The sequence below is a fragment of the Gordonia zhaorongruii genome (assembly GCF_007559005.1).
Taxonomy (GTDB): Bacteria; Actinomycetota; Actinomycetes; order Mycobacteriales; family Mycobacteriaceae; genus Gordonia; species Gordonia zhaorongruii.
On sequence record NZ_CP041763.1, the window covers coordinates 2,299,775 to 2,324,371 of the forward strand.

Below are 24,597 nucleotides of genomic sequence, written 5' to 3' on the forward strand. Positions count from 1 at the left end.
CTCAGGTATCCCGCCGATCGCGGCAACATCACAACTAGGACTCGCTCCTTGCGCGAATTGCCCCAGTCGCACCATCATTAACTTAGACAACATTCGTCACATCTGTAACAGGCCTGCGCGTCGAGCGCCGGCCGCGCCGGACTCCTGTCCGCGGAGTGCCGGATAACGCAATCGTGGAGGAGACTCCGTGGAGGGAAACTCAATGAGCGCAGTCGCCAAGAACTCTGTCCGAACCGGACTCGTCGGCGCAGTCGTCACCCTGACCGCCGCATTCGGCATCCCCGGACACGCAGCCGCCGAGCCGAGCGCCACCCCGACCAGCCCGGAGACCTCGCCCGCGACTCCGGAGACCGGACCCGGAACCTCGACCGCTCCGGGCGCCACGCCCACCGAGCCGACCGATACGCCGAGCCTGTCCGAGATCCCGGGCGATGCGGAGCTCGCCGAGATGGTGCGCGTCCTGAAGCAGTCCGGCGCCGCCGAAGCCGCAGTGGAGGCACTGACCGCGATCCTCGGTTCGGAAGGTCAGCTCGACCCGACCTCGCTGCTGAGCAAGTTCGGCATGGGCTCCGACTCGGCACCCGAGACCACCCCGGGCGCACCGAGTACCTCCACCGCGGCTCCTAGCACCGACGGGACAGGGGGCACGGACGGGACAGGCGGCACCGCATCGCCGAGCGGCGAGACTCCGGAATCGAGTTCGCCCGTGCCCGGAGCCCCCTCCCCCAACCAGGTCGCGGGTAACGTCTCGACACCTGTCGCCGGCGACCTGCTCGGCAATCTGCAGAAGCTCACCGGGACGCAGGTCCTGTCTCCGGCGGTTGCACCGTTCTGCACCACACCGACCGACGACAACCCGCTCGGCCTGGTCACGTCCCCAGCTGTGGCCATTCCCGGCCCGTGGCCGGCCAGCGACAACAAGGCCGTCGCCGACCTGCTGGCCGGTACCGGAGCCGACAAGCTGCTGAAACCGGCCGACGAGGCCCAGACCGACAAGCTCAAGCCGGTCAAGGACGGTGACACCGCGTACGCGCTGGTTCCCGGCGAGAAGCCCGGCTCGGATCAGTTCCGGGTCGCGTGGTTCAACACCTCGACGATGAAGGGCGGCTTCACCGACCTCAAGCCGCTCGAGCAGGACAAGACCGTCGGACCGCTGATCAAGGCGGTCACCGGCAGCGATCAGTTCAAGGGCGTCCGTCTGGCACAGGCGAAGACCGGCAAGGGCACCATCCTGTCCGCGGTGTTCGGCACCACCACCACGTCCGGCCGCACCTGCTACTTCCTGCCTGCGCTGGGCGCCGTCAAGAACTGATCGGCACTCCGCGCCCGGCAACCGCATCGCAGTACCCATAACAGAATTCACAGCTGAAGAACCCGAGGAACCGTCATGACCCCGATGCGCCACCCCGTCTCCAAGACCCTCGTCGCCACCGCCCTGGCTGCGGGACTCGTCGCAGGCGGCGTCACCACGACGCGCGCATTCGCCGACCCGGAGGAGTCGACGACCACTCCGGAGGCCCGAGGCGGTCAGACGCCCGGCACCGTCTACGCCAACCGGACGCTCCCGGACGACGACCTGGTGCCCGGCGCGGCCTCGGCGGAGCAGTTCAGCTACTGGACGCAGGGCACCGATGAACGGACGCACCTGTCGACGGCCGTGCTTCTCCATCCGAAGGGCAAGGCACCGTCCGGCGGCTGGCCGGTGATCGCCTACGCGTACGACCCGGCGGGCGTCGCCCAGCAATGCTCGGCGTCCGAGTCGGGCGGTGCCGTCGACGCCGGTGCGGTGTCGTCACTCCTGCAGGACGACTACGCCGTCGTCCTGCCCGGATACTCGACCATTCCGGCCGCCGGCTCGCCGCAGTTCGCCGACTTCACCGTCGCCGCGCACGTCGTCTCGGATGCTGTGCGTGCAGCGACCGACGTGGAATCGGATCTGTCGCCGCGCTGGGCCGTCGTGGGCGAGGGCCTCGGAGCCGGTGCCGCCATCGAGCTGGGCAGCAAGGGTTCGGGGTGGGAGACCAAGAAGCTCGACTTCCGCGGTGCTGCGGCCACCGACCTGCCGATCGGCTACTCGGACACCGTGGCAGACCTGAGCCCGCGCTCAGCTGATGCTCCGTCGAGCGTCGTCACCGATGTCGTCTACACGCTCGCCTCGCTCGACGACAAGGACGTCGCCCCGCTGCTGTCCACCCGCGGCAAGAAGCTCGTCGAGCAGGCCAAGACCACGTGCGCAACCGCGCTGACACGCGCGATCGGCACGACGGACCTGTCCGACCTGGTGCGCAAGCCCATCTCGTCGAACGGCAAGCTAGCGGCGCAGATGCGCGACCGTCTCGGCCTCATCAGCCGCGGTTTCAGTCGTCCGGTGCTGATCAGTCAGAAGCTCGTCGACAAGTCCGCCGACGTTCCGACGTCGCTCGGCTACCTCGCGAACGCGCAGCTGGCCAGCAACAAGGTCGTGGCGAAGACGTACCTGACCACCGACGGCAAGACGGCTGACCGGCAGGAGGACGCCGAGGTGTCGAAGTTCGTGAAGGGCCTGTTCTGAGGCTGGTCGCACCACGAACGACAGCCGCTACCTGGCGGTGGCGGTAGTCCCGCACGTGCGGTACTGCGGATTGACCATCGGAACGAAGGCCATGGCGCCGATCTTCTGACGTACCGATAGCCGGACGGGACCCGCGCCCGGATGGATGACGGCGTTCCAGATCACCCGATTCGCGCGCGTCGGCGTCACCACGGTGCCGGTCCGACCGGTCCGCAGGTTCCGCCATTTCACCGTCGTCCGGATGTTGTACTCGGTGACGTTGAGCATCGTGCCTACGGGACGAGGGCTGTTCGCCTTGAGCGAGAGCACCGGACCGGGGAGGCCGTCGGACGGGAACGTGATGCCCGTGTAGACATCCACGGGGATCGCGATCCGCGGGCCCGGCCACGGGTCGGGACTGTCGCAGCGGAACGTCTTGACGAACTGCGCCTCGGACCACGGGGCGGCACCCGCCGTCGGCGCCGCTGACTCGGGCACCACCGTCACTGCGCCCACTGCGGCGAGAGATGCCGCTGCGAGCACTCCTGCGCGTCGGCAGGTCCCGACGACTCTCCTACTTGGCCCCTGCCTGGTTCGCCCCTGCCCGGTGTTCGGCTGCCCGGTGCTCGGCTGCCCGGTTCGTGACAGTCGAGAGGCTGATGAACTCCGCATGGCCCAGAGTGTGCCAGCACTTACCATGACTCCATGGCGAAACTTCAGATTGCTCAGGACCCGGTTGCCGACGAGCTGCTCTCGAATGATCCGTTCGCTCTGCTCTCCGGCATGCTCCTGGACCAGCAGTTCCCGATGGAGCGCGCCTTCGCCGGTCCGGCGAAGATCGCCGAACGGTTCGGCACTCTCGACCCCGCGGCCATCGCGGACGCAGAACCGGACTCGTTCGCCGACCTCTGCTCGACTCCCCCGGCGATCCACCGGTACGGACGGTCGATGGCGGGCCGGATCCAGAGTCTCGCGCGCATCATCGTCGACGAGTACGACGGCGACACCGCGTCCATCTGGACCACCGCGCGCACGGGAAAGGAGCTCTTCGACCGCATCCATGCGCTCCCCGGATTCGGCGAGCAGAAGGCGAAGATCTTCACCGCGCTCCTCGCCAAGCAACTCGACGTGAAGCCCTCCGGGTGGACCAAGGTGACCGGCGACTACGGGAGGAAAGGGTTCCGTTCGGTCGCCGACGTCGTGGACGGCGACTCCCTCCAACGCGTCCGGGACTTCAAGAAGGCGGCGAAAGCGGCAGCCAAGAAGTAGCGGCCAGTACACTTTCCAGCCATGAGCAGAACACCGGCCGACGCCTACGGCATCATCAACGTGCCTTTCCGCATCGGCTTCGCCTCCGCGGGGATCGCGCTCGGTGCGGTCGAGTCGATGGTGAACGTCGCCCGCATCACGGCAGGCAGCATCGAGACCGAGGTCAACGAGATCCTCGGCGTGGAGACAACCGGCGAGGTGGCGTCGATGCGCGCGCCGCTGGCCATCCTGGCCCAGGTCGCCGATCTGCTGAGTCCTGAACGACCGTTCGGCCGAATCCTGGCCACCGGCGGACCGCTGGACCGCCTGCTCCAACCGGATGGCGTGATCGATCGGCTGACCGCACCCGAGGGCCTGCTCGAGAAGCTGACCGAACGCGGCGGCGCCCTCGACCAGATGACCGACGAGAACGGCATCCTGATGCGGTTGGCGGCCAAGGACGGCCCACTCGACCGGCTCACCCGGGCGGGCGGAGTAGTGGATCAGTTCACCGAGAACGAGGGCATCCTCGAGCGTCTGACATCCGAGGGCGGCATCGTCGACAAGCTGACCGCACCCGACGGTGTCCTGGAGAAGCTGGCCAAGGAGGACGGACTCCTCGACCGCGCGGCGGACGAGGACGGGCTCATCGACCAGTTGCTGGGCGAAGGCGGTGCCATCGACCGGCTCATCGCCCCGGACGGTCCGCTGGACCGCTTCGCCGAGCTGTCCGAGTCATTGGCGTCCCTGCCGCCGAACCTGTCCGCGATGCAGGAGACCGTCGATCACCTCAACGAGGTCGTCGAACTGCTCAACCAGTCGGTGGCCCCCATCGGTGGACTCGCCGACCGGCTGCCGAAACGACTCACCCGAGGCGGAAACGGAACCGGGCGCGGTTACGAGCCCGGCCCGCCCGGCCTCGCCTGAACGAGCGCCCGAACCGCCCCTACTTACTTTTCGCGATGCGGCGCAACCGCACGTTGGCGAACTCGCCGAGGCCCCACTGCCCCAGCTCGCGCCCGTACCCGGACGCCTTGACGCCACCGAAGGGCAGACCCGGCAGCGTGGTGCCGTGCTCGTTGACCATCGCCATGCCGACTTCGAGGCGATCGGCGATGCCCGTGGCACGTTCGACGTCCGAGCTCCACACCGAACCGGAGAGTCCGTAGTCGACGTCGTTGGCCAGTTTCACTGCTTGCTCGTCGTCGGAGACCGAGTAGACGACGGCGACCGGACCGAAGATCTCATCGCGGTACAGGTCCATGTCCTCGGTGACGCCGGTGATCACGCCCGGCGCCATGAAGGCGCCCGGGCGGTCGAGCGCAGTGCCGCCGGTGTGCAGCTTCGCGCCCGCCGCCACCGCTTCGTCGACCTGTTCGACCACTCGGTCACGCGCCTGAACCGATGACAGCGGCCCCACCTTGGTGCCGGCCTCGGCCGGATCGCCCACAGCTGCCGCATCGATCGCGGAGACCAGTCCGGACACGAAATCGTCGTACAGGGACTCGTGGACGATGAATCGCTTCGGTGAGTTGCACGCCTGCCCGCAGTTCATCAGGCGCATCGCCGCCGCACCGGCGGCCGAGACCCCGGCGTCCTCGGAGTCGAGGAGGATGAACGCATCCGACCCGCCGAGTTCGAGTACCGACTTCTTCAGGTTCCGGGCTGCCACCTCGGCGACCGCCGCGCCCGCGCGTCCGCTGCCGGTCAGCGAGACGCCCTGGATCCGCTTGTCCGCGATCATGTCGGCGATCTGCTCGTTGCTTGCGTAGATGTTGATGTAGGCGTCGGTGGGCACGCCTGCGGCGTGTGCGATCTCCTCCATCAGCGCCGACGACGCAGCGCAGATCGGTGCGTGCTTGAGGATGATGACGTTGCCGAGCAACAGGTTCGGCGCTACGAAACGAGCCACCTGGTAGTACGGGAAGTTCCACGGCATGATGCCGATCAGCGAGCCGACTGCCTCACGGGTGACGACCGACTCGGCGGCACCCTGGGGATCGAGCTGCTCGGTCTCGAGGAGCGCCGGACCGTTGTCGGCGTACCAGTCGTAGATCATCGCCGTGATCGCCAGTTCGCCCTTGGCCTCCCCGATGGGCTTGCCCATCTCGCGCGCGATCACCGCAGCGAGTTCGTCCACGCGGTCGCGGTAGGCCGCCGCGGTGTCGCGCAGCATCCGCACCCGTTGGTCGACGGGTGTCCCCTTCCACTCGCTGTACGCCGCGGCGGAACGAGCCAGAACCGGTTCGATCTGATCGTCGGTGAGGGTCGGGAACTCTTTCTCGACTTCGCCGGTGGATGGGTTCTCGGTCACATATGACGTCATGCGGCCGACCCTACGCCGCACAGCGGTTCCGGCAACCGGATCAGCCGAAGGCTCTCGCGAGCTGCTCGAGGTAGCCGTCGATCCCCACCGCCGCGGGCCCGCCCGCACACACCGAAATGGTGACGGCCCCACCGATTCCGTGCACCCCGTGCGTCATTCCGTGCACGCGCGACAGCGCGGGGAATCCCGCGGTGAACACGACCGGGCACCCCGCGAAGACCAGATCGGCGGGTCCGCGATCGACCGAGGACACCATCGTCGCGCCGCTGACATGCGACGGCCGCGGGGCGTCGCGGCGCATGCGGACGGCCGCCGATGCCAGAACTGCGGGGGCGGCCGCCGCCACCTCTCGCTCGGCGACTCTGGATGGCGCGTTCACCCGCCTGCGAGCGGCCCGGATGTCGGCGGCGATGAGCTGTGCGCGCTCGGCGCGGTCGGGTACCTCGGTATGCAGACTCATCCCGACGGTCTGGAACCGGTTTCGGGGCAACGGGCCCGGATCCTGGTCCGGTTGCGAATCGTCCGGTGGCGACGCCCCGACGTGCGGATCGTCGAACGCGACGGTCAGCTCCACCACCGGCCCCGCGTCGGGTGCGCCGACGAATCCGGGCAGCACCTCGGCCAGCACGGCCAGTGCCCCGGCAGTGACGGGTGCGCCGCCGGGACGCACCCGGTCGGCGGGGACGGTCAGGGTGCGCAGAACACGGTGATCGCCAGGGTCGGTGTTGAGCCGGGTCGCCGGCACCGGTCCCGGCACGGTCGCTGCCGGGTAAGACGGGCTCACCTCGTCAGGCGGATCCCGCCGCGCCGATGCGGCGAGGCCCGCCACCGTCGTCCACGCCATGCGCGGGCCGATCAGTGCCGTGCCGCGCAGTGCTGCCAGCCGATGATCCTCCACCGCCACCGGCTGGTCCCGAACGATCGGGACCTCGCCGCCGAACAGTGCCCGGGCGATCGCCGAGACTCGTCGCCCGTCGCCGAGCGCATGCGAGATCTGCAGGACGACCACCCGCCCCGCGGCGGAGCTCGCACGAGGGACGCCCTGAACGTCGTCGAACACGTGGATGCGCCACAGCGACCGGTCCTCCCGCAACTGGGTGCCGATCAGCGCCGCCACGGCCGACCGGCAGTCGGCCCAGTCCCGACCACGCGGATGCACGACGATCGCGTCATCGCGGATACCGGTCGTCGTCCATCGCGGATAGTCCAGGTCGACGGGTACCGGCTCCACCGCCAGATGAAGGTCGGCGATCCCGGCCGCGCGGCGTCGCAGCTCGGCGGTCAGTTCAGCGTCGGACACCTCACCGGAGCGCTCGAACGCGAACAGCAGGAACTGATCGTTCCCGGTCTGCATGGACGCCCAGTACATCGCGGCGTCCGCGGGCGCCATCTCGTGCAACAAGCGACCTCCTTGCCAATGCTCAATGGCAGCGTGGGAATAATGCGTGCATGACCGAGTCGACCATCTCTGGAGCCATCGATCCCGCCACCCCCGTCATCGTAGGCGTCGGACAAGCATCCGAACGGCTCGACGATCCGGGCTACCGTGCAGCAGGTGAAGCCGACCTCGCGGCCGGCGCCGTACGTGAGGCCTTCGCCGACACCGGCGCCGACCCGGACGCGGTCGCCGGCCTGATCGACGTCGTCACAGCCGTCCGCTCCTTCGAGAAGTCCAGTCCCGCATCGTCATCGCCGCTCGGCAGACCGGACAACATGCCGCGCGCCGTGGCCGAGCGCACTGCGATGAGTCCGGGCCGCGCGGTGGAGGAGGTCACCGGAGGTCAGAGTCCCGAGCACCTGGTGCACGAGTTCGGCGCTGAGATCGCCGCGGGCCGTATCGAAGCGGTCGTTCTCTTCGGCGCGGAGGCCATGTCGACGATCCGTGCCGCGCAACGCGGAGACGACCGCCCGGACTACGGCGAGACCGTCGGCGGGCAGTTGGAGGACCGCGGATACGGCATCACCGGTCTCACCTCCCTCGAAGAGGTGCGGCACGGAGTGATGACGCCGATCGCGCAGTACTCGGTCGCCGAGAACGCCCGCAGGCACCGGCTCGGACTGTCGCAGGCCGACTACGCCGCGAGGATGGGCGAACTCTTCGCGCCGATGACCGCAGTCGCCGCCAGGAATCCCCATTCCGCTGCGCCACAGGAGTACTCGCCATCGGACCTGGTCGAACCGACCGAGTCGAACCGCCGGGTGTCCGTGCCGTACACGCGTCGCCTCGTCGCGCGCGATCAGGTGAATCAGGCCGCGGCGGTCGTTCTGATGTCGGCAGGTTGCGCACGGGCGGCGGGCATCGATCCCGCACGATGGGTGTTCGTGCACGGCCACGCCGACGCGGTGGAGCCCCCATTGCTCGGCCGGCCCGACCTGTCGCAGGCCCCTTCTGCTCCCGCGGCCGTGCGCGAGGCACTGCGGATGGCGGACATCCGCCTCGATGAGGTCGCCACCCTCGACCTGTACAGCTGCTTCCCGATCGCCGTGTCGAACGTGTGCGACGCACTCGGTCTCGAGCCGGACGATCCCCGCGGGCTCACCGCTACCGGCGGCCTCCCCTACTTCGGCGGACCCGGCAACAACTTCGCCATGCACTCGATCGCCGAGATCGTCGCAGCCGCCCGGTCCCGGCCCGGTTCGTTCGGGCTGGTGGCCGCCAACGGTGGGATCCTGAGCAAATACTCGGTCGGCGTGTACTCCACGACTCCGACTCCCTGGCGCGCCTCGACGTCGGCCGACCTGCAGCGCGAGATCGATCGCGCACCGCGTATCGAGCTGACCCGATACGCCGACGGCCCTGCGGTGATCGAGTCGTTCACCGTTCTCGATCCCGACCTGCCCAGCCGATTCGCAGCGGTGATCGCGCGGCTTCCGGATCAGAGCAGATTCGTCGCCAATGCCGACGGCGACACCCTCCTCGACCTGCTCACCGGCCCCGACGATCCGATCGGGAGCACCGTGTTCGCCCGATCGTCCGCCTCCCGGAACGTGGTGACGGCGACCCGCGCCGAACTCGACGAGCGGCATCCGCGACATCCCGTCGGGTTCGCCGACGAGTACGAGGACCTCGACGTGCGACGCGACGGCCACGTGCTGGAGGTCGTGATCAACCGGCCTGCGTCGCGCAATGCGATGAGTCCCGTCACGAACGCCGAGCTCGACGCGGTGTTCGACGCCTACTTCGCCGACCCCGACCTGTGGGTGGCGATCCTGACCGGAGCAGGCGACCAGGCATTCTCCTCCGGCAACGACCTCGCGGCGAGCGCCGGTGGCGGGGTGCCGACGATTCCGGAGAACGGCTTCGGCGGTCTCACGGCACGTCGGTCCCTCCCGAAGCCCGTCATCGCCGCCGTCAACGGGTTCGCCCTCGGTGGCGGGCTCGAAGTGGCCCTCGCCTGCCACCTGATCGTCGCCGATGAGCAGGCCACATTCGGACTGCCCGAGGTACGCGTCGGGTTGATCGCCGCGGCGGGCGGTCTGGTCCGCCTCCCGCGCACGCTCCCACCGGCGCTGGCCCGAGACATGATCCTCACCGGGCGTCGACTCGACACGACCGAGGCCCTCGCTCACGGTCTGGTCTCGCGCATCGCGCCGCACGGCGGCGTGATGGATGCCGCGCGCCGGGCCGCCGCGGAGATCCTCAGGGGCTCACCTTCGTCGGTTCGCGCATCGATCGCCGCCATGTCGGCCGCCGACGCCGAACCGGACACCGTCAGTGCTGTCCGCGGCAGCCTCGGCGCGCTCGACTCCGTGCTCGTCAGCCAGGACACCCACGAGGGGATCATGGCCTTCGTGGAGAAACGCGAGCCACGCTGGACGGGCCGGTAGGAGCCGAGCGCCTCGCCGCCGCAGAAACTAGGACGTCCTACCTATTGCATTACTTGGACTTCCAAGTTTATGGTGACCTCACCCACTCCGAATCCGAGAAAGAGGTTCCTCCACATGGGCGAGCTGCGCACCATCGACCACTACATCGACGGCCGTCGAGTCGCAGGCAAGGGCGACTCCGCCGACGTCTACGACCCCAGCACCGGCGCCGTTCAGGCACAGGTGCCGCTAGCCACCACCGCCGACGTCAACGCCGCCGTCGCGTCGGCCGCCGTGGCCCAGCGCGAATGGGCGTCGTGGAACCCGCAGCGTCGCGCTCGCGTCATCATGAAGTTCATCGATCTGGTGAACCAGAACATCGACGAGCTCGCCGACATGCTCTCCTCCGAGCACGGCAAGACCCTCCCCGATGCCCGCGGCGACGTCCAGCGCGGCATCGACGTCATGGAATTCTCGGTCGGCATCCCGCACCTGCTCAAGGGCGAGTACACCGAAGGCGCGGGCAGCGGAATCGACGTGTACTCGATGCGCCAGCCGCTCGGCGTGGTCGCCGGCATCACGCCGTTCAACTTCCCTGCGATGATCCCGCTGTGGAAGGCCGGCCCGGCCCTCGCGTGCGGCAACGCCTTCGTCCTGAAGCCGTCCGAGCGCGACCCGTCCGTTCCCGTCCGCCTCGCGGAACTGTTCACCGAGGCCGGCCTGCCGGATGGTGTGTTCCAGGTGGTCCACGGCGACAAGACCGCCGTCGACGCGCTGCTGCACAATCCGACCGTCAAGGGCGTCGGCTTCGTCGGCAGCTCCGATATCGCGCAGTACATCTACGAGACCGCCGCCGCCAACGGCAAGCGCAGCCAGGCTTTCGGCGGCGCCAAGAACCACATGATCGTCATGCCCGACGCCGATCTCGACCAGGCCGTCGATGCCCTGGTGGGCGCGGGCTACGGCTCAGCGGGCGAGCGGTGCATGGCCATCTCGGTGGCCGTCCCGGTCGGCGAGGAGACGGCGAATGCACTGCGCGCGAAGCTGATCGAGCGTGTTGAGAAGCTCCGCGTCGGCCACAGCCATGACACGACCGCCGACTACGGGCCGCTCGTCAGCGCTCAGGCCCTCGAACGCGTGAAGTCGTACATCGCCAAGGGCGCCGAGGAGGGCGCGGAACTCGTCATCGACGGCCGTACCCGCGGTGCCGACGACACCGAGTTCGACGGCACCGACATCACCGGCGGCTACTACGTCGGCCCGACCCTCTTCGACCACGTCACCAAGGACATGACGATCTGGACCGACGAGATCTTCGGACCGGTCGTGACCATCGTGCGCGCCAAGGGCTACGACGAGGCGCTCTCGCTCCCCTCAGAGCACGAGTACGGCAACGGCGTCGCGATCTTCACCCGCGACGGCGACGCGGCACGCGATTTCACCTCGCGGGTCGAGGTCGGCATGGTCGGCGTCAACGTTCCGATCCCCGTGCCGGTTGCCTACCACACGTTCGGCGGCTGGAAGCGCTCCGGATTCGGTGACCTGAACCAGCACGGCCCGGCGTCGATCATGTTCTACACGAAGACGAAGACCGTCACGTCGCGCTGGCCCTCGGGCATCAAAGACGGCGCGGACTTCTCGATCCCGACGATGGACTGAGGCTCGCACGCATGCCCTACCCGGTTCTGACCGACGACGATCGGATCGTCGTCGAGACGGCTCGCGACTTCGCGCGCAAGAGGCTCGCCCCGTACTCGCTCACCTGGGATGCCGACAAGCATTTCCCGGTCGACGCGATGCGGGAGGCCGCATCGCTCGGCATGGCCGGCATCTACACGAGTGACGACGTCGGCGGATCCGGTCTGCGCCGCATCGACGGCGTCCGGATCTTCGAGGAACTCGCCAGAGCCGACCCGGTGACCGCAGCGTTCCTGTCGATCCACAACATGTGCACCTGGATGGTCGACACCTACGGCACAGACTCCCAGCGCTCCACGTGGGTGCCCGGCATGGCGTCCATGGACCTGATCGCGAGTTACTGCCTCACCGAGCCGGGCGCCGGGTCGGACGCGGCAGCACTGTCGACGTCGGCGCGGCGCGACGGCGACGAGTACGTCCTGCGCGGCAGCAAGCAGTTCATCTCCGGCGGCGGTGTCTCGGACGTCTACGTCGTGATGGCCCGCACCGGCGACAAGGGGCCGCGCGGCATCTCCACGTTCGTCGTCGAGAAGGGCGCTCCCGGACTGTCGTTCGGGCCCGCCGAGGCCAAGATGGGCTGGCACAATCAGCCGACCGCCCAGGTGGTCTTCGACGACGTCCGGGTCCCCGCCGCGAACCTGCTCGGCGGCGCCGACGGCGAGGGCACCGGCTTCTCGATCGCCATGAACGGGCTCAACGGCGGGCGGCTCAACATCGCTGCGTGCTCGATGGGCGGCGCACAGGCCGCGTACGACGCAGCCCTGCAGTACACAGCCGAGCGAGAGGCATTCGGCACTCCCCTCATCAAGGAGCCGACGATCAGCGCGACCCTCGCCGATATGGCGACGTCGCTCGAGGCCTCGCGCCTGATGCTGTGGCGGGCTGCGGAAGCGCTCGACGCCGGGGACCCGGACAAGGTGCAGCTGTGCGCGATGGCGAAGCGGTTCGTCACCGAGACCTGTTACACGGTGGCCGATCAGGCGCTGCAGTTGCACGGCGGATACGGCTACCTGCACGAGACGGGAATCGAGAAGATCGTCCGCGATCTGCGCGTGAACCGGATTCTGGAAGGAACCAACGAGATCATGCGGATGGTGATCGGCCGAGCCGAAGCCGCCCGTGTCACAAGCGAAAGGACCAACCGATGAGCACCATCGCCTTCCTCGGGCTGGGCAACATGGGCGGCCCGATGGCCGCCAATCTGATCGGCGACGGCCATCGCGTCGTCGGCTTCGATCCGTCCGCCGACGCACTCGCCGCCGCCCGTGAGCACGGTGTGGAGCCGGCCGACTCAGCGGAGGCCGCCGTAGCCGGGGCCGACGTCGTCATCACCATGCTTCCCAGTGGCGCCATCGTGCGCTCGGTGTACGAGACCGTGCTCCCCCACGCGACACCCGGACAGCTGTTCATCGACTCGTCGACCATCTCCGTCGAAGATGCGCGCGACGTCAACAAGCTCGCCACCGACGCCGGGATACTGCAGATCGATGCGCCCGTCTCCGGCGGCGTCAAGGGTGCGACGGCGGGCGCCCTCGCGTTCATGGTCGGCGGCGACGACGCGTCACTCGCGGCCGCACGTCCGGTACTCGAGCCGATGGCAGGAAAGGTCGTCGCGTGCGGCGATCCCGGCAACGGTCAGGCGGCGAAGCTGTGCAACAACATGATCCTGGCAGTTCAGCAGGTCGCCGTCGGCGAGGCGTTCGTCCTCGCCGAGAAGCTCGGCCTGTCTGATCAGGCGCTCTACGACGTGGTGACCGGCGCGACCGGAAACTGCTGGGCGTTGCACACCAACTGTCCGGTCCCCGGCCCGGTGCCCACCGCACCGTCGGAGAACGAGTTCCGGCCCGGGTTCGCGACAGCCTTGATGAACAAGGACCTGGGGCTCGCCATGGCGGCCGTCGAATCCGCGGGATCAACCGCACCGCTCGGTACGCAGGCTGCCGATCTGTACGCTGCGTTCGCGCAGGAGAACGGCCATCTGGACTTCAGCGCCATCATCGGCACCCTGAAGTAGCGGACCGGAGCCCGACCGTGAATGAGGAGTGAGAGTGCGAGACCAACGTGACCCGATCGCACTCGCGCGGCACAACTGGGAGGACGCCGGGTGGGGCGGCGCCGTCGCCGACGGCATGGAGGCCGTCACCTCGGTGATGCGCGCGCACCAGATAATGCTGGCGCGGATCGAGCAGGAGCTCAAGCCGTTCGGGCTCACGTTCGCTCGATTCGAACTGCTCCGGCTCCTCGCCTTCAGCACTCACGGCGCGCTGCCGATCTCGAAGGCCAGCGACCGGCTCCAGGTTCACGTCTCGTCTGCCACCAGTGCCGTAGCGCGTCTCGTCGAAGCCGGACTGGTCGAGCGCCGTCCGCATCCGACGGACGGACGGACCACGCTCGTGGCGATCACCCCGGGCGGCTGCGAAGTCACCGAACGCGCGACGCTCGTCCTCAACGAGGTCTTCGCGGATATCGGGATGCCGCAGAACGAGTCCCGTGCGTTGGTCGAAGCCATCCGCAGCCTCCGACGGTCGCATGGCGACTTCTGAACCGGCCGTCTCACAGAGATCAGATGACGGGACTTCCGAACAGTGTCAAGGGATCTGTGCACCGCGCTTGCGCCCCTGCGCACCCAAGCGGACCCGGGTAAGGTCGGACACGTCGCCCCGTCCGGGCGGCACCGGCCCGGGGAGGGCCGGATTGACGATCACACGGAGGGTCCCATGGGAATCGCAGACGACGCACAGAACAAGGCCGAAGACCTGAAGGGACGCGCCAAGGAAGCCACCGGCGCTGCCACGAACAACGAGGACCTGAAGAACGAGGGCAAGACCGATCAGGGCACTGCCGCCGCTCGCGACAAGGTGACCCAGGTCGCCGACAAGGTCAAGGGCGGCGTCGACTCGATCAAGGGCAAGATCACCGGACGCTGACCGTCGCCGACGGACACGACCTTCGCGCCGGGCCGGATCGCAACTGCGATCCGGCCCGGCGCTGCTCGTGCGAGACCACCGATTCGGCCGCGCCCCCGAACCACACCGATGCGATCAGGACACCAGTTTCAGCCCGATCACGCCGGCGACGATCGCGCCGATGCAGAGAATCCGGAGCACGCTCACCGCTTCCGCACCGGTCGCCATCGCGTAGACGACGGTGATCGTCGCGCCTATGCCGACCCACACGGCGTATGCAGTGCCGGTCGGCAAGTCCCGCATCGCGTATGCGAGACCGGCCATGCTGGCGGTCAGCGCCACGAAGAAGACGACGGTCGGAGTCAGTCGCTGCAAACCTTCGGACTTGCCGAGTGCGGTCGCCCAGACCGCCTCGAGGACACCGGATATGATCAGCACGATCCACGCCACGACGATTCCCGTCTCCACCGTCTTGTCGCGGACCGGGTACGGCGGGCTCGTCCGGGGCCGGACGTCGCCGGCCACTGGATTCGAGAATACCCGGTGGTCACAGCTCCGTCATGGCGGGACCCGGTGGATTCGGTCACCATGGGGGAACATGCGGGACACTACGGCGGGAGATCCGATATGACTGACGCGAACAACGGCGGCCGTCCGGGCGGCCCCGACGCACCGGACTGGTTCACGCGCGAGGCGAGTGAGGGGCTCCGCCGGATGTTCGGCCAGTTCGTCGAGAGCCAGGTGCGCGGCGAGAAGCCGTTCTGGGACCGACCGGCGCAGCGGCCGGCGACCGACTCCGTGAGCCCCTCGCGACCGGCTCCTGCTCCGGACGGCGACGGCGTGTGGGCCATCGTCTCCACCGCGGGTGGTGCCGTACGCGTCGAGGAGTTGTTCGCCGGCGAACTCGACGCGCTGCGCGCCAACCAGCACAACGTCGATCCCGACCGGTCCGTGCGATTCCTCCGCTACGGCAGCCCGATCGCCCAGATGCAGCCTGGCTCGCGACTCGACTGAATCCGCGATCGCGGAACACGCCCGGCGATCCACTGACCTGGAACGCCTATTGCCCACCTCCCCGTTCGGGCCTACGGTCAGTACATGGTGGCACCACTGGACCTCGTGCGCGACCCTCGTCTCTACCAGGCGGCTGCAGTCGGCCAGACGGTCGACGCCGCCATCTGCATACAGCCGATCCCCTACGTCGCCGCATGCCTGGACTCGGTGCGCTTTCCGGCCGAGAATCGTTGGATCTTTCCCGTCATCAAAGGCGCATCAGCCATCGGGCTCGCGAGCGTGTACCGCTCTCCGGCGCTCGCCAGGTTCACCGCGGTGATGCTCACCGTCTACTTCGCCCTGGCCGTCGGAATGCACATCCGGGCTCGCGACTTCGGGCTGAACGCAGCCTCGGCGACATCGCTGCTGACCTTGTACGGCGCCCTCGCCGCGACCGGCCCGCGAACCGACTGCGACTGCAACGGAGCGTGCACGGCGAGGTGCTCGAGAGACTAACCCCGGTGAGCCGGCCCCAGCGCCGTCAACGCCCGATCCGCGTGCACGGCCATGTTCACTTCGGAGGCGATCACGTCGACGATCACCCCGTCGGTGCTGATCGCGAACGTGGTGCGTTTGGTCGGCATTCCGATCGCGCCGAGGACACCGCCGCGCTTGACGCCGTACTGCGTGGCGACCTCACCGTCCACGTCGGCGAGCAACGGGTAGTCCAATCCGTGTTCGGTCGTCCACTTTCCCTGCTTCGTCACGTCGTCGCGGCTGATGCCGACGCGCTGCACCCCTGCCTCGGTGAACTCCGCGGCCAGATCGCGGAAGTGGCACGCCTCCTTGGTGCAGCCCGGCGTGAACGCCGCCGGATAGAAGAACAGGGCGACTGGCCCCTCCGCGAGAAGTTCCGGCAGTCGCCGGATGTGGCCGTTCTGGTCGGGCAGAGCGAAGTCGGGGGCGCGATCACCGGGTTTCATGATTCAACGGTACCGGCGCTGCCGTCATCCGGTTCCGGCGTCGTGCATGATGATCGCGACCTGTACGCGGTTGGCGGCTCCGAGCTTGCTGAAGATGTGCGAGATATGGGCTTTCACCGTCGCCACGCTCATGTACAGCTCGGCGGCGATCTCGGCATTGGACGCCCCCTTCGCCAGGCTCCGCGCCACGTCGCGCTCTCGCCCGGTCAGCCCCCGCACCGCTGATGCGGCACGGTCCGATCGACCGTCGTCACCCGACTCGACGACCTGCTTGATGAGGGCGGCCGTCACCGACGGACTCAACGCGGGCTGCCCGGACAACACGTTCCGCATCGCAGTCACGATGTCGCCTGGCGGAGTGTCCTTGAGGAGGAACCCGTCGGCACCCGCACCGAGTGCCCGCACCACGTACTCGTCGGCGTCGAACGTCGTCAAGACGATCACCGCGGGCGGATGCGGCAGCCGCTTGAGTTCCGCGGTGGCGGCGATGCCATCGAGGACGGGCATGCGCAGGTCCATCAGCAGCAGGTCGGCGCGCAGCGTCGCGTGCACGTCGATCGCCTCGCGTCCGTCGGCCGCTTCGGCGATCACGTCGAACTCCGGAGAGCCCCCGAGTAGCAACTTGAGTCCCGACCGGACGAGCGGATCATCGTCCGCGATCACGATCCTGCTGACCTGCGGGCTGTCCGTGGCACTCACGCCTGCCACGGTAATCGCACTTCGAGCCGGAACGTCCGCTCGGTCGTGATCCCGTACGACTGGGTGCCGCCGTGCAGTGCGACCCGCTCGGCCAACCCGACGAGTCCGAGGCCCGACCGGGGCGCGGACGAGCCCGTTATCGACAACGGATTCTCCACCCGCAGTTCCACGCCCTCACCCGGCGTTCCCGACAGACGCATCCAGACGACGCTGTCCGGCGCATGCTTGCGCGCGTTCGTGAGCGCCTCCTGGACGCACCGGTAGAGCGTGCGGCCCAGAGCGGGCGGCAGCTGTGCGACGTCCAGTTCCCGATCGGCATCGATCCGCATTCCGGTGCGACGGTTCTGCTCGACCAGTTCCGTCAAATCGAGCGCGGTCTCCTGAGGCCGCTCCGGATCGGCGTCGCCGGGGCCGTCCCGAAGCACCCCGAGTACCTCACGCAGTTCCTGCATCGCCAGGTGCGACGTCTCCTGAATGGTCTGCGCCGACTCGCGAACCTGGTCGACGGGCAGGTCGTCCCGGAACGCCAGCGCACCCGCATGCATGCTGATGGTGGAGATCCGGTGCGCCAGCACGTCATGCATCTCGCGGGCGATGCGCGCGCGTTCGGCGACCTGAGCCTCGCGAACCTTCGCATGCTGCTCGGCCTCGGCGAGTGTCGCGCGAGCTTGCCAGCTCGACAGCAGTTCGCGGCGCGAACCGACGTACATGCCCCACGCGACCACCAGCGCGCAGATCACGACGACCATGGCGAACCCGAGGAGTCCGAGCTCGTCCTCCTCTGGTGGATTCGTAACCACCTCAGCTGCGATCACGCAGACCACGGTCAGCAGCATCTGCGGGATTATCTCGCGCAACCAACGACGCGTCGCCAAGGACACCAGAGCCAATGCCGCCGGGCCCGCCGCCGTCAGCGACACGATGCTCGCGATGTTCGCGAAGGTGCACACCGCGACCGGATATCTGCGGCGCCACCGCATCGTCGTGACCATGGTGACGGCGCCCAGAGCGAGGTCGATGACCAGCCACCACTGCACGTTGTGCAATTGGTCGTCGGCCCGCGGCAGCCACGCCACGACCGACACCGCAACGGCCAGCGCTAAGCGCCAGACATGGCCCCATCGGGTCAGAGCTGGCTGATAGGTTTCCGGTCGCACCACTCACACGCTAGTCAGTGGTTCCCGCGACGGGCCTCCGCCTCGGGTCGACTTCGGCCTCATACTTTGGTCGTACGCCGAATTGTCCGCGCGGCGGATGACATCTCCTCGTGTGAGGACCACGATTGGTCCCATGATCGAAGTGAAGAACCTCTCCAAGCGTTACGGCGATTTCGTAGCCGTCGACGATGTCTCGTTCACCTGCAAACCGGGCCGGGTGACCGGCTTCCTCGGACCCAACGGCGCAGGCAAGTCGACCACGATGCGGATCATCGCCGGACTGACCCCCGCCGGTGCAGGCACCGCCACCATCCGCGGCGCCGCCTACCGCGACATCCCCAATCCGACTCTGCATGTCGGCGTCCTCCTCGATGCCTCGGCGCAGCACGCGGGGCGGACCGGGCGGGAGATCCTCCGACTGTCGGCGATGACTCTGGGCGTGCCGATGTCACGAGTCGACGACGCGCTCGCCATGGTCAGCTTGTCCAAGGAGGAGGCCGGCCGTCGGGTTCGCAACTACTCGCTCGGCATGCGACAGCGTCTGGGCATCGCGAACGCCCTTCTCGGCGACCCGGGCGTGCTGATCCTCGACGAACCGGTCAACGGTCTCGACCCGGCAGGCATCCACTGGATGCGCACCCTGCTCCGCGATTACGCGAACCGCGGCGGCACCGTCATGCTGTCATCGCATCTCCTGCACGAAATCGAGATCATCGCCGACGACCTGATCGTCATCGGCCACGGCAAGATCGTCGCGCAGGGCACCAAGGAGGAACTCCTCGCAGGTACCGGTGCCATCGTCCGTGCCGCCGACAACGACCAGCTCGGGCGAGCGCTCTCCGCGGCAGACGTCGCCGCGCATCCCGCCGACGGAGGCGGGTTCCGTGTCGAGGTCGCACCGGACGTGGCCGGACGCATCGCCCTCGACGCCCGTGTGCACCTCGTCGAACTTCGCGGCGGCGACGGCGCCCGCTTGGAGGAGATGTTCCTTCAGCTGACGCAGAAGACCCAGCGAGACCAAACCACCGTGAACCAGGGAGTTCAGTCATGACCGCGCCCGCAGCATCAGCACCCGCCGTGTTCGACAGCCCCGGAATCCCGCTGACCCGTCTGATCAAGGTCGAGCTCCGCAAGCTCGTCGACACCCGCGCCGGCTTCGCCCTAACGGCATCGATCGGCGCCATCTCCGCGATCATCGCCGTCGTCAAACTCGCCACTGGCAGCAACGATCCCGCCGGCCTCAACTTCGGATCGTTCTTCCAGATGATGACCATCCCGATGGGCATCCTGCTGCCGATTCTGGCGATCCTGCTGGTGACGAGTGAGTGGAGTCAGCGCGGAGCGCTCACCACGTTCACGATGGAACCGCGGCGCGAACGCATCATCATCGCGAAACTCGCGGCGACGCTGATCGCCGGACTGGGCGCGATCGTCGTCGCGCTGATCTTCGGCGCGATCGGCAATCTGCTCGCAGGCCTCGCCTACAACGATCCGGCGGGTTCCTGGGAGATCCCGGGATCGGGTCTCCTGAACGCCGTCCTGCTCCAGGTGATCGGCATGCTGATGGGCTTCGCTTTCGCTGCTCTGATCCTGCACACAGCGGGCGCGATCATCGCGTACTTCGCGGTACCGACCGTGATGTCGCTGATCTCCGAACTCATTCCGTGGTTCCGGGAGAATCTCACCGACTGGATCGATCTCGGTCACGCACAGATCCCGCTGCAGGAGGCGGACGCGGTGACCGGCGGCGAATGGGCACGCATCGTGGTCGCGGTCGTGATCTGGGTCGCGATTCCCCTGTTCTTCGGAATCAACCGAGTCATGCGTTCAGAGATCAAGTGAGATAGCCGAACTCGAACGCTCCCGGCGGTCGGGGCACCCGCTTCTCCCCGGATGACCCGACTGCACTGTGAAAGGCGAAGCGGCGCCCGCTGAGACTGCTCCACCCCGGTGGAGCGTGAGGGGTCTCAGTGCGGCGCCGCTTCGTCGCGCTCAGGCCCCTTCGATAGACCGTCTCGTCTAACGCTTCGCCGCGATTCGACCAGCGGAAAGGGCACGGTAGGCCGCGACGTCGAATCGTCGGGTCGCGGATCTGTAGGCGAACGTGAAGCCCGGCCAGTTCTGGGTGTTCTTGCCGTCGGCCGTCGTGTACCACCCGTCGCAGCCGGTCGCCCACACCGTCTCGCCGAGGAGCTGCTGAACGTGCGCGTTGTGGTCGGACTCGACGTCGGCGCGCACCTCGACCGACTTCAGGTTCCGGCGCCGCAACTCCCGGACGGCGTCCTTCACGTACGCGAACTGCGACTCGAGCATGAACACGATCGAGTTGTGCGACAGGTTGGTGTTGGGCCCGTACAGCATGAACATGTTGGGAAACTGCGGCACCGTGATGCCCAGGTAGGCGTGCGCACCGTCGCGCCACTCGTCGTTGAGATCGGCACCTCCCCGACCGGTGATCGTCATCGGCGCCAGGAAATCGGTGGCCGCGAAACCGGTGCCGAGGACGATCGCATCCACCTCGTGCAGCTCGCCGTCGGCCGTCACCACGCCGGTGGACTCGATACGTTCGATTCCCTCCGTTACGACATCGACGTTGGGCCGGTTGAGAGCCGGGTAGTAGTCGTTCGACATCAGGATGCGCTTGCATCCGATCGCATCGGTGGGCGTCAGCTTCTCGCGGAGGACCGGATCGTCGATCTGCTGGGCCAGCACGCGCCGGAAGTTCCATTCGACGGCGTTCATCACCGGCGCCGCCCAGCTCTGGTTGAACGCGAGAGCACGGGGTTCGAGCCACGCGTAGGTCGCCATGCGCGAGGCTCGCAGCAATCCGGGGATGCGCTTGAAGCCGTCGATCACGCGACGCTTGTACGGGTAGTCGGGCTTCGGGATCACGTGCGGTGCGCTCCGTTGAAACAGCTCGAGCCGGTCGGACCGCTCGGCGACGTGCGGAACGAACTGAACGGCGGACGCCCCGGTGCCGATGACGGCGATTCGTTTGCCCTCGAACTCGTAGTCGTGATCCCAGGTCGACGAGTGGAACACGGTCCCCGCGAACTCGTCGAGCCCCGGGATACTCGGGTACGACGGGCGGCTCAGTTGTCCGGTTGCCGGGATGAACACGGCAGCTCGATGCGTGTCACCGGTCGACAGGGTGAGTTCCCATTCGCCGGCGGCGTCGTCGTATGCGGCACCGAGCACCTCGGTGCCGAAGCGGACGTGGCGGCGGATGTCGAAGGTGTCCGCGCACTCGTTCAGATATTCCAGGATCTCGGCCTGCTCAGCGAATCTGCGCGTCCAGTCGGCTTTCGGCGCGAAGGAGTACGAGTACAGATGCGACGGCACATCGCACGCGGCGCCCGGGTACTCGTTGTCGCGCCAGACGCCGCCGACGGCGTCGGACTTCTCGAAGAGAACGATGTCGTCGAAGCCCGCCCGCTTCAGTGTGGCGGCCATCCCGAGACCACCGAACCCGGTGCCGATGATCGCGATCGACGGGCTGCGCGGTGATTCTGCCGGCATGACTGCCTCCTTCTGCGAAGTGCGTGAGTGTGCTGACAGCTCACGCTATCGACGGGCGATGACGCCCGGGAGGTGCGCGACGGCATCGGAGTTACTCGTTTCGGCAATGCCGGCCCCAGGAAGATCAGCGACCCAGGCGCCGACGCGCGTACTCCGCAGGCCCGCATCCGTGCCAGCGACGGAATGCCTGCGAGAAGCTCGACACCTCGAGATAGCCGAGACGCTGAGCCGTCTCGGCGACGGTGAGGCGAGCGGTCACCAGCATCTCCTCGGCCAGCCGCCTGCGCATCTCCTGCAGCAACCCGCGATACGAGACGCCTTCGGCCGCCAATCGGTGGCGCAGTGTGCGGGTACTCAGGTTGAGCTCCCGGGCAGCGCGGGCAGCTGACGGTGGATTCGCGGGATCGGCGGCCAGGAGATCTTGCACGCGACCGGCGATACCCGATCGAGCCTCCCTGGCACGCAGCAGCTCTCGGCACTGCGCTTGGGCGATCTCAGCTGTGTGCGCGTCGGCGCGCGGTAATGGCACATCGAGTTGGCTGTTCGGTATCGACAGCGCGGTCTCCGCGCAGCCGAACTCCGGCCGCACACCGAGAGCCTCGACGTACGGAGCGTCGTCCGCGGGCGGATCGAACGCGAACCGGACGCCGACGACAGGCGGAGAGCGGTCTGCGAGGAGGTCACGTTGAATGGTGCGTATCGCAGCCGTATCGCGAGCGATCACGAACTGCGCCAACGACTCCGGTACGCCAGGCGCATCGATGACCAGATCGAACCCACCCGAATGCTCCCGTGCGCGGATTCGCGAGTAGGCGAAGGTGAGGTCGAGGTACCGCAGACCGATTTCGACCGCGTTGCGCAGGGTTGGGCTGCTGATGAGCGCGAACCCGAAGATTCCGTAGGTGGTCAGCTGGAAGCGAGCACCGGCCTCGACACCGAGCCCCGCCGGATCGGCGAGAGTGCCGACCAGGTTCGCGATGACATCCAGTTCTTGGCGCGGGAGGACTTCCGAGCCAGGCTGTTCTAACTGATTCGGAAGCAGGCCGGTGCCGGCGAGACAATCGGCGACTGCCACGCCGTGCCGGTCTGCGAGGTCGAGCAGGATCAAGACACCTGCCGATGACCTCGGAATACTCCAGTCCATGTCCGAGATGGTAGCGGCACAACCGCTCCGGTCAGCGGTGCTGTCAGCTCGTGAGGCTCGACCGGGACTTCGGCGCCCTCCGCGCAGTCGAAGCTGTCGGAGAGGGCCGCGTCGGGGTACGTCGCGACCATGCGAAGTATCCGACCGTCACTCCGATGAACCAGACCGCTCCGACCGTGAGCGCGATTCGTCCGTTCTCACTGAAGAACAGGAGGACGAGGACCATTGCGAGGAAGAGCAGCGTCAGAACGGTGGTCACCGGCGCTCCTGGCACCCGATAGTCGGAGGCCGGCAGGAGGCCTGCCGCTACCTTTCTGCGGTACATCATCTGACAGGCGATGATCGTCGCCCACACGACGACGATGCCGACCGTCGACACCGAGGTGATGTACGTGAACGCGTGGTCGGGGTCGATCACGTTCACGAGGACGCCGATCGCCATCACGACGGCACTCAGCACGATTCCCGAGACCGGCACCTGGCGGCCCGACAGCTTGTCGAGCGACTTCGGTGCGTCCCCACGTCGGGAGAGCGAGCGAAGCATACGGCCCGTCGAGTAGATTCCCGAGTTGCATGACGACAGAGCTGCAGTGAGCAGGATGAAATTTACGATTCCGGCCGCGCCGGGGATCCCGATGTACTCGAAGACCGCGACGAACGGACTCTGTCCTTCCTGGTAGTCCCGCCAGCTGCGCACCGACAGGATCACCAGCAGGGCGCCGATGTAGAACACGCCGATGCGGAACGGCACCGTGTTGATGGCACGCCGGAGAGTCACGCGCGGATTCTCCGCCTCCCCCGCGGTGACACCGACGAGCTCCACGCCGACGTAGGCGAACATCACGATCTGCAGGCTCAGGAGCGCATTGGTGAATCCAGTGGAGAAGAAGCCTCCCTGACTCCAGATGTTGCTGACCGAAGGTCCGACGTCCGGCCCCAGACCGGAGATCGGCAGCAGCACACCGATGCCGATCACGATCATGCCGAGAATCGCGGTCACCTTGATGGCCGAGAACCAGAACTCAGTGCGACCGAAGACGCCGACGGAGATGAGATTCGCCGCGAACAGCACGATCAGCGCAACAAGGGCGGTGACCCACACGGGGATCGACGGCCACCAGTAGTTGACGTACTTCCCGGCCACCGTTATCTCGGCCATGCACGTCGTGGTCCATACGGCCCAATAGGTCCAGCCCTGCGTGAATCCGGCGTAGCGGCCGAGGAACTCGTCTGCGTACTCGCTGATTCCGCCGGACACCGGCCGGTAGATCAGGAGCTCGCCGAGTGACCGCATGACGATGAAGATCGCGAGGCCGGCCGCCGCGTACGCGAGGAGAAGCGCCGGACCGGCTTTCTCGATGGCACCGCCGGAACCGTAGAACAGGCCGGTGCCGATCGCGCCGCCGATGGCGATCATCTGCACCGTGCGGGAATTGAGACCCCGCTGGTAGCCCTCGTCCACTTCAGCGGTGCCCGTGCCGTTCTGCCGTGTACTCGTCACCGGCGTCCTCTCCCTGATCAGCGGCCATCGTCAACCAGGGGGAATCTACTCGCAATCAGGCGCGTACCGACTATCGGTTCACATAG

24 protein-coding genes and 1 riboswitch are annotated in these 24,597 nt (G+C 67.6%); of the genes, 14 read left to right on the top strand and 10 right to left on the bottom strand.

What is annotated here, in order from left to right; all coding sequences use genetic code 11:
* Nucleotides 1–187 precede the first annotated feature (187 nt).
* Nucleotides 188–1,312, top strand: coding sequence for a hypothetical protein (locus FO044_RS10660; protein WP_235831314.1), 1,125 nt, complete (start codon nucleotides 188–190; stop codon nucleotides 1,310–1,312).
* 75 nt (nucleotides 1,313–1,387) lie between these two features.
* Complete coding sequence (locus FO044_RS10665; RefSeq protein WP_132991848.1) at nucleotides 1,388–2,551, top strand: alpha/beta hydrolase; 1,164 nt, start codon at nucleotides 1,388–1,390, stop codon at nucleotides 2,549–2,551.
* Nucleotides 2,552–2,578: 27 nt separating this feature from the next.
* Here the strand turns inward: FO044_RS10665 and FO044_RS10670 are convergent, their stop codons facing one another.
* Nucleotides 2,579–3,028, bottom strand: coding sequence for a hypothetical protein (locus FO044_RS10670; RefSeq protein WP_235831315.1), 450 nt, complete (start codon nucleotides 3,026–3,028; stop codon nucleotides 2,579–2,581).
* A gap of 207 nt (nucleotides 3,029–3,235) precedes the next feature.
* Here FO044_RS10670 and FO044_RS10675 point away from each other — a divergent pair, with 207 nt between their 5' ends.
* Together FO044_RS10675 and FO044_RS10680 are read left to right on the top strand one after the other, a co-directional pair.
* A complete protein-coding gene (locus FO044_RS10675) occupies nucleotides 3,236–3,799 on the top strand; it encodes an HhH-GPD-type base excision DNA repair protein (protein WP_132991850.1) in 564 nt (187 codons plus the stop codon).
* A gap of 21 nt (nucleotides 3,800–3,820) precedes the next feature.
* Entirely contained in the window at nucleotides 3,821–4,705 is an 885-nt protein-coding gene (locus FO044_RS10680) for a hypothetical protein (RefSeq protein WP_132991851.1), read from the top strand.
* 19 nt (nucleotides 4,706–4,724) lie between these two features.
* On the opposite strand, the gene FO044_RS10685 is transcribed toward FO044_RS10680, so the two are convergent.
* Nucleotides 4,725–6,104 carry an NAD-dependent succinate-semialdehyde dehydrogenase gene (locus FO044_RS10685; protein WP_132991852.1) on the bottom strand — a complete coding sequence of 460 codons (1,380 nt, stop codon included), beginning with the start codon at nucleotides 6,102–6,104 and terminating at the stop codon, nucleotides 4,725–4,727.
* A gap of 40 nt (nucleotides 6,105–6,144) precedes the next feature.
* Nucleotides 6,145–7,506 (bottom strand): WS/DGAT domain-containing protein, encoded by a 1,362-nt coding sequence (locus FO044_RS10690; protein ID WP_235831316.1) that lies wholly within the window; start codon nucleotides 7,504–7,506, stop codon nucleotides 6,145–6,147.
* A gap of 47 nt (nucleotides 7,507–7,553) precedes the next feature.
* Between FO044_RS10690 and FO044_RS10695 the strand changes: the two genes are divergently transcribed.
* From FO044_RS10695 to FO044_RS10720, 6 genes are all read left to right on the top strand, one after another.
* Complete coding sequence (locus FO044_RS10695) at nucleotides 7,554–9,932, top strand: acetyl-CoA acetyltransferase (RefSeq protein WP_132991853.1); 2,379 nt, start codon at nucleotides 7,554–7,556, stop codon at nucleotides 9,930–9,932.
* 114 nt (nucleotides 9,933–10,046) lie between these two features.
* Nucleotides 10,047–11,570, top strand: coding sequence for a CoA-acylating methylmalonate-semialdehyde dehydrogenase (locus FO044_RS10700; RefSeq protein WP_132991854.1), 1,524 nt, complete (start codon nucleotides 10,047–10,049; stop codon nucleotides 11,568–11,570).
* An 11-nt stretch (nucleotides 11,571–11,581) separates the two neighbouring features.
* Nucleotides 11,582–12,757 (top strand): acyl-CoA dehydrogenase family protein, encoded by a 1,176-nt coding sequence (locus FO044_RS10705; protein ID WP_132991855.1) that lies wholly within the window; start codon nucleotides 11,582–11,584, stop codon nucleotides 12,755–12,757.
* Nucleotides 12,754–13,623 carry a 3-hydroxyisobutyrate dehydrogenase gene (gene mmsB, locus FO044_RS10710; RefSeq protein ID WP_132991856.1) on the top strand — a complete coding sequence of 290 codons (870 nt, stop codon included), beginning with the start codon at nucleotides 12,754–12,756 and terminating at the stop codon, nucleotides 13,621–13,623. Before FO044_RS10705 ends, mmsB begins: the two co-directional genes overlap by 4 nt.
* A gap of 34 nt (nucleotides 13,624–13,657) precedes the next feature.
* Nucleotides 13,658–14,152 (top strand): MarR family winged helix-turn-helix transcriptional regulator, encoded by a 495-nt coding sequence (locus tag FO044_RS10715; RefSeq protein ID WP_132991857.1) that lies wholly within the window; start codon nucleotides 13,658–13,660, stop codon nucleotides 14,150–14,152.
* A 174-nt stretch (nucleotides 14,153–14,326) separates the two neighbouring features.
* A complete protein-coding gene (locus FO044_RS10720) occupies nucleotides 14,327–14,536 on the top strand; it encodes a CsbD family protein (protein ID WP_132991858.1) in 210 nt (69 codons plus the stop codon).
* Nucleotides 14,537–14,650: 114 nt separating this feature from the next.
* On the opposite strand, the gene FO044_RS10725 is transcribed toward FO044_RS10720, so the two are convergent.
* The gene (locus FO044_RS10725) at nucleotides 14,651–14,965 is read right to left on the bottom strand and encodes a DMT family transporter (protein ID WP_132993299.1); all 315 of its coding nucleotides are present in this window, start codon (nucleotides 14,963–14,965) and stop codon (nucleotides 14,651–14,653) included.
* A gap of 11 nt (nucleotides 14,966–14,976) precedes the next feature.
* Nucleotides 14,977–15,042: riboswitch (guanidine-III (ykkC-III) riboswitch) on the bottom strand.
* A gap of 100 nt (nucleotides 15,043–15,142) precedes the next feature.
* Between FO044_RS10725 and FO044_RS10730 the strand changes: the two genes are divergently transcribed.
* Together FO044_RS10730 and FO044_RS10735 are read left to right on the top strand one after the other, a co-directional pair.
* Nucleotides 15,143–15,529, top strand: a complete 387-nt coding sequence (locus tag FO044_RS10730) for a hypothetical protein (protein WP_132991859.1) — start codon at nucleotides 15,143–15,145, stop codon at nucleotides 15,527–15,529.
* Nucleotides 15,530–15,613: 84 nt separating this feature from the next.
* Entirely contained in the window at nucleotides 15,614–16,024 is a 411-nt protein-coding gene (locus tag FO044_RS10735; RefSeq protein WP_132991860.1) for a DoxX family protein, read from the top strand.
* Here FO044_RS10735 and FO044_RS10740 read toward each other — a convergent pair.
* Genes FO044_RS10740 through FO044_RS10750 form a run of 3 tightly spaced genes read right to left on the bottom strand, consistent with a single transcriptional unit; the run spans nucleotide 16,021 to nucleotide 18,347 of the window.
* Nucleotides 16,021–16,491: a peroxiredoxin gene (locus FO044_RS10740; RefSeq protein ID WP_132991861.1), complete on the bottom strand. Its 471-nt coding sequence runs from the start codon at nucleotides 16,489–16,491 to the stop codon at nucleotides 16,021–16,023. The two genes, FO044_RS10735 and FO044_RS10740, sit on opposite strands and share 4 nt — an antisense overlap.
* Nucleotides 16,492–16,515: 24 nt before the next feature.
* Nucleotides 16,516–17,190 (bottom strand): response regulator, encoded by a 675-nt coding sequence (locus tag FO044_RS10745; RefSeq protein ID WP_412917591.1) that lies wholly within the window; start codon nucleotides 17,188–17,190, stop codon nucleotides 16,516–16,518.
* On the bottom strand, nucleotides 17,187–18,347 hold the full coding sequence (locus tag FO044_RS10750; protein ID WP_132991862.1) for a sensor histidine kinase: 1,161 nt from the start codon (nucleotides 18,345–18,347) through the stop codon (nucleotides 17,187–17,189). Before FO044_RS10750 ends, FO044_RS10745 begins: the two co-directional genes overlap by 4 nt.
* Nucleotides 18,348–18,480: 133 nt before the next feature.
* Between FO044_RS10750 and FO044_RS10755 the strand changes: the two genes are divergently transcribed.
* Nucleotides 18,481–19,398 carry an ABC transporter ATP-binding protein gene (locus tag FO044_RS10755; protein WP_186290534.1) on the top strand — a complete coding sequence of 306 codons (918 nt, stop codon included), beginning with the start codon at nucleotides 18,481–18,483 and terminating at the stop codon, nucleotides 19,396–19,398.
* Nucleotides 19,395–20,189, top strand: coding sequence for an ABC transporter permease (locus FO044_RS10760; protein WP_132991863.1), 795 nt, complete (start codon nucleotides 19,395–19,397; stop codon nucleotides 20,187–20,189). Before FO044_RS10755 ends, FO044_RS10760 begins: the two co-directional genes overlap by 4 nt.
* 177 nt (nucleotides 20,190–20,366) lie before the next feature.
* Here the strand turns inward: FO044_RS10760 and FO044_RS10765 are convergent, their stop codons facing one another.
* The 3 genes from FO044_RS10765 to FO044_RS10775 form a co-directional block, all read right to left on the bottom strand.
* Nucleotides 20,367–21,866 carry a flavin-containing monooxygenase gene (locus tag FO044_RS10765; RefSeq protein ID WP_132991864.1) on the bottom strand — a complete coding sequence of 500 codons (1,500 nt, stop codon included), beginning with the start codon at nucleotides 21,864–21,866 and terminating at the stop codon, nucleotides 20,367–20,369.
* 124 nt (nucleotides 21,867–21,990) lie between these two features.
* A complete protein-coding gene (locus FO044_RS10770) occupies nucleotides 21,991–23,010 on the bottom strand; it encodes an AraC family transcriptional regulator (RefSeq protein WP_132991865.1) in 1,020 nt (339 codons plus the stop codon).
* A 43-nt stretch (nucleotides 23,011–23,053) separates the two neighbouring features.
* The gene (locus tag FO044_RS10775) at nucleotides 23,054–24,511 is read right to left on the bottom strand and encodes an amino acid permease (protein WP_132991866.1); all 1,458 of its coding nucleotides are present in this window, start codon (nucleotides 24,509–24,511) and stop codon (nucleotides 23,054–23,056) included.
* Between the last annotated feature and the right edge of the window lie 86 nt (nucleotides 24,512–24,597).

Bases quoted from the DNA above. Each gene is read 5' to 3' on its own strand.
- FO044_RS10665 (WP_132991848.1), top strand. From the start codon at position 1,388: ATGACCCCGATGCGCCACCCCGTCTCCAAGACCCTCGTCGCCACCGCC.
- FO044_RS10675 (WP_132991850.1), top strand. From the start codon at position 3,236: ATGGCGAAACTTCAGATTGCTCAGGACCCGGTTGCCGACGAGCTGCTC.
- FO044_RS10680 (WP_132991851.1), top strand. From the start codon at position 3,821: ATGAGCAGAACACCGGCCGACGCCTACGGCATCATCAACGTGCCTTTC.
- FO044_RS10685 (WP_132991852.1), bottom strand. From the start codon at position 6,104: ATGACGTCATATGTGACCGAGAACCCATCCACCGGCGAAGTCGAGAAA.
- FO044_RS10695 (WP_132991853.1), top strand. From the start codon at position 7,554: ATGACCGAGTCGACCATCTCTGGAGCCATCGATCCCGCCACCCCCGTC.
- FO044_RS10700 (WP_132991854.1), top strand. From the start codon at position 10,047: ATGGGCGAGCTGCGCACCATCGACCACTACATCGACGGCCGTCGAGTC.
- FO044_RS10705 (WP_132991855.1), top strand. From the start codon at position 11,582: ATGCCCTACCCGGTTCTGACCGACGACGATCGGATCGTCGTCGAGACG.
- mmsB (WP_132991856.1), top strand. From the start codon at position 12,754: ATGAGCACCATCGCCTTCCTCGGGCTGGGCAACATGGGCGGCCCGATG.
- FO044_RS10720 (WP_132991858.1), top strand. From the start codon at position 14,327: ATGGGAATCGCAGACGACGCACAGAACAAGGCCGAAGACCTGAAGGGA.
- FO044_RS10730 (WP_132991859.1), top strand. From the start codon at position 15,143: ATGACTGACGCGAACAACGGCGGCCGTCCGGGCGGCCCCGACGCACCG.
- FO044_RS10735 (WP_132991860.1), top strand. From the start codon at position 15,614: ATGGTGGCACCACTGGACCTCGTGCGCGACCCTCGTCTCTACCAGGCG.
- FO044_RS10740 (WP_132991861.1), bottom strand. From the start codon at position 16,491: ATGAAACCCGGTGATCGCGCCCCCGACTTCGCTCTGCCCGACCAGAAC.
- FO044_RS10755 (WP_186290534.1), top strand. From the start codon at position 18,481: ATGATCGAAGTGAAGAACCTCTCCAAGCGTTACGGCGATTTCGTAGCC.
- FO044_RS10760 (WP_132991863.1), top strand. From the start codon at position 19,395: ATGACCGCGCCCGCAGCATCAGCACCCGCCGTGTTCGACAGCCCCGGA.
- FO044_RS10765 (WP_132991864.1), bottom strand. From the start codon at position 21,866: ATGCCGGCAGAATCACCGCGCAGCCCGTCGATCGCGATCATCGGCACC.
- FO044_RS10770 (WP_132991865.1), bottom strand. From the start codon at position 23,010: ATGGACTGGAGTATTCCGAGGTCATCGGCAGGTGTCTTGATCCTGCTC.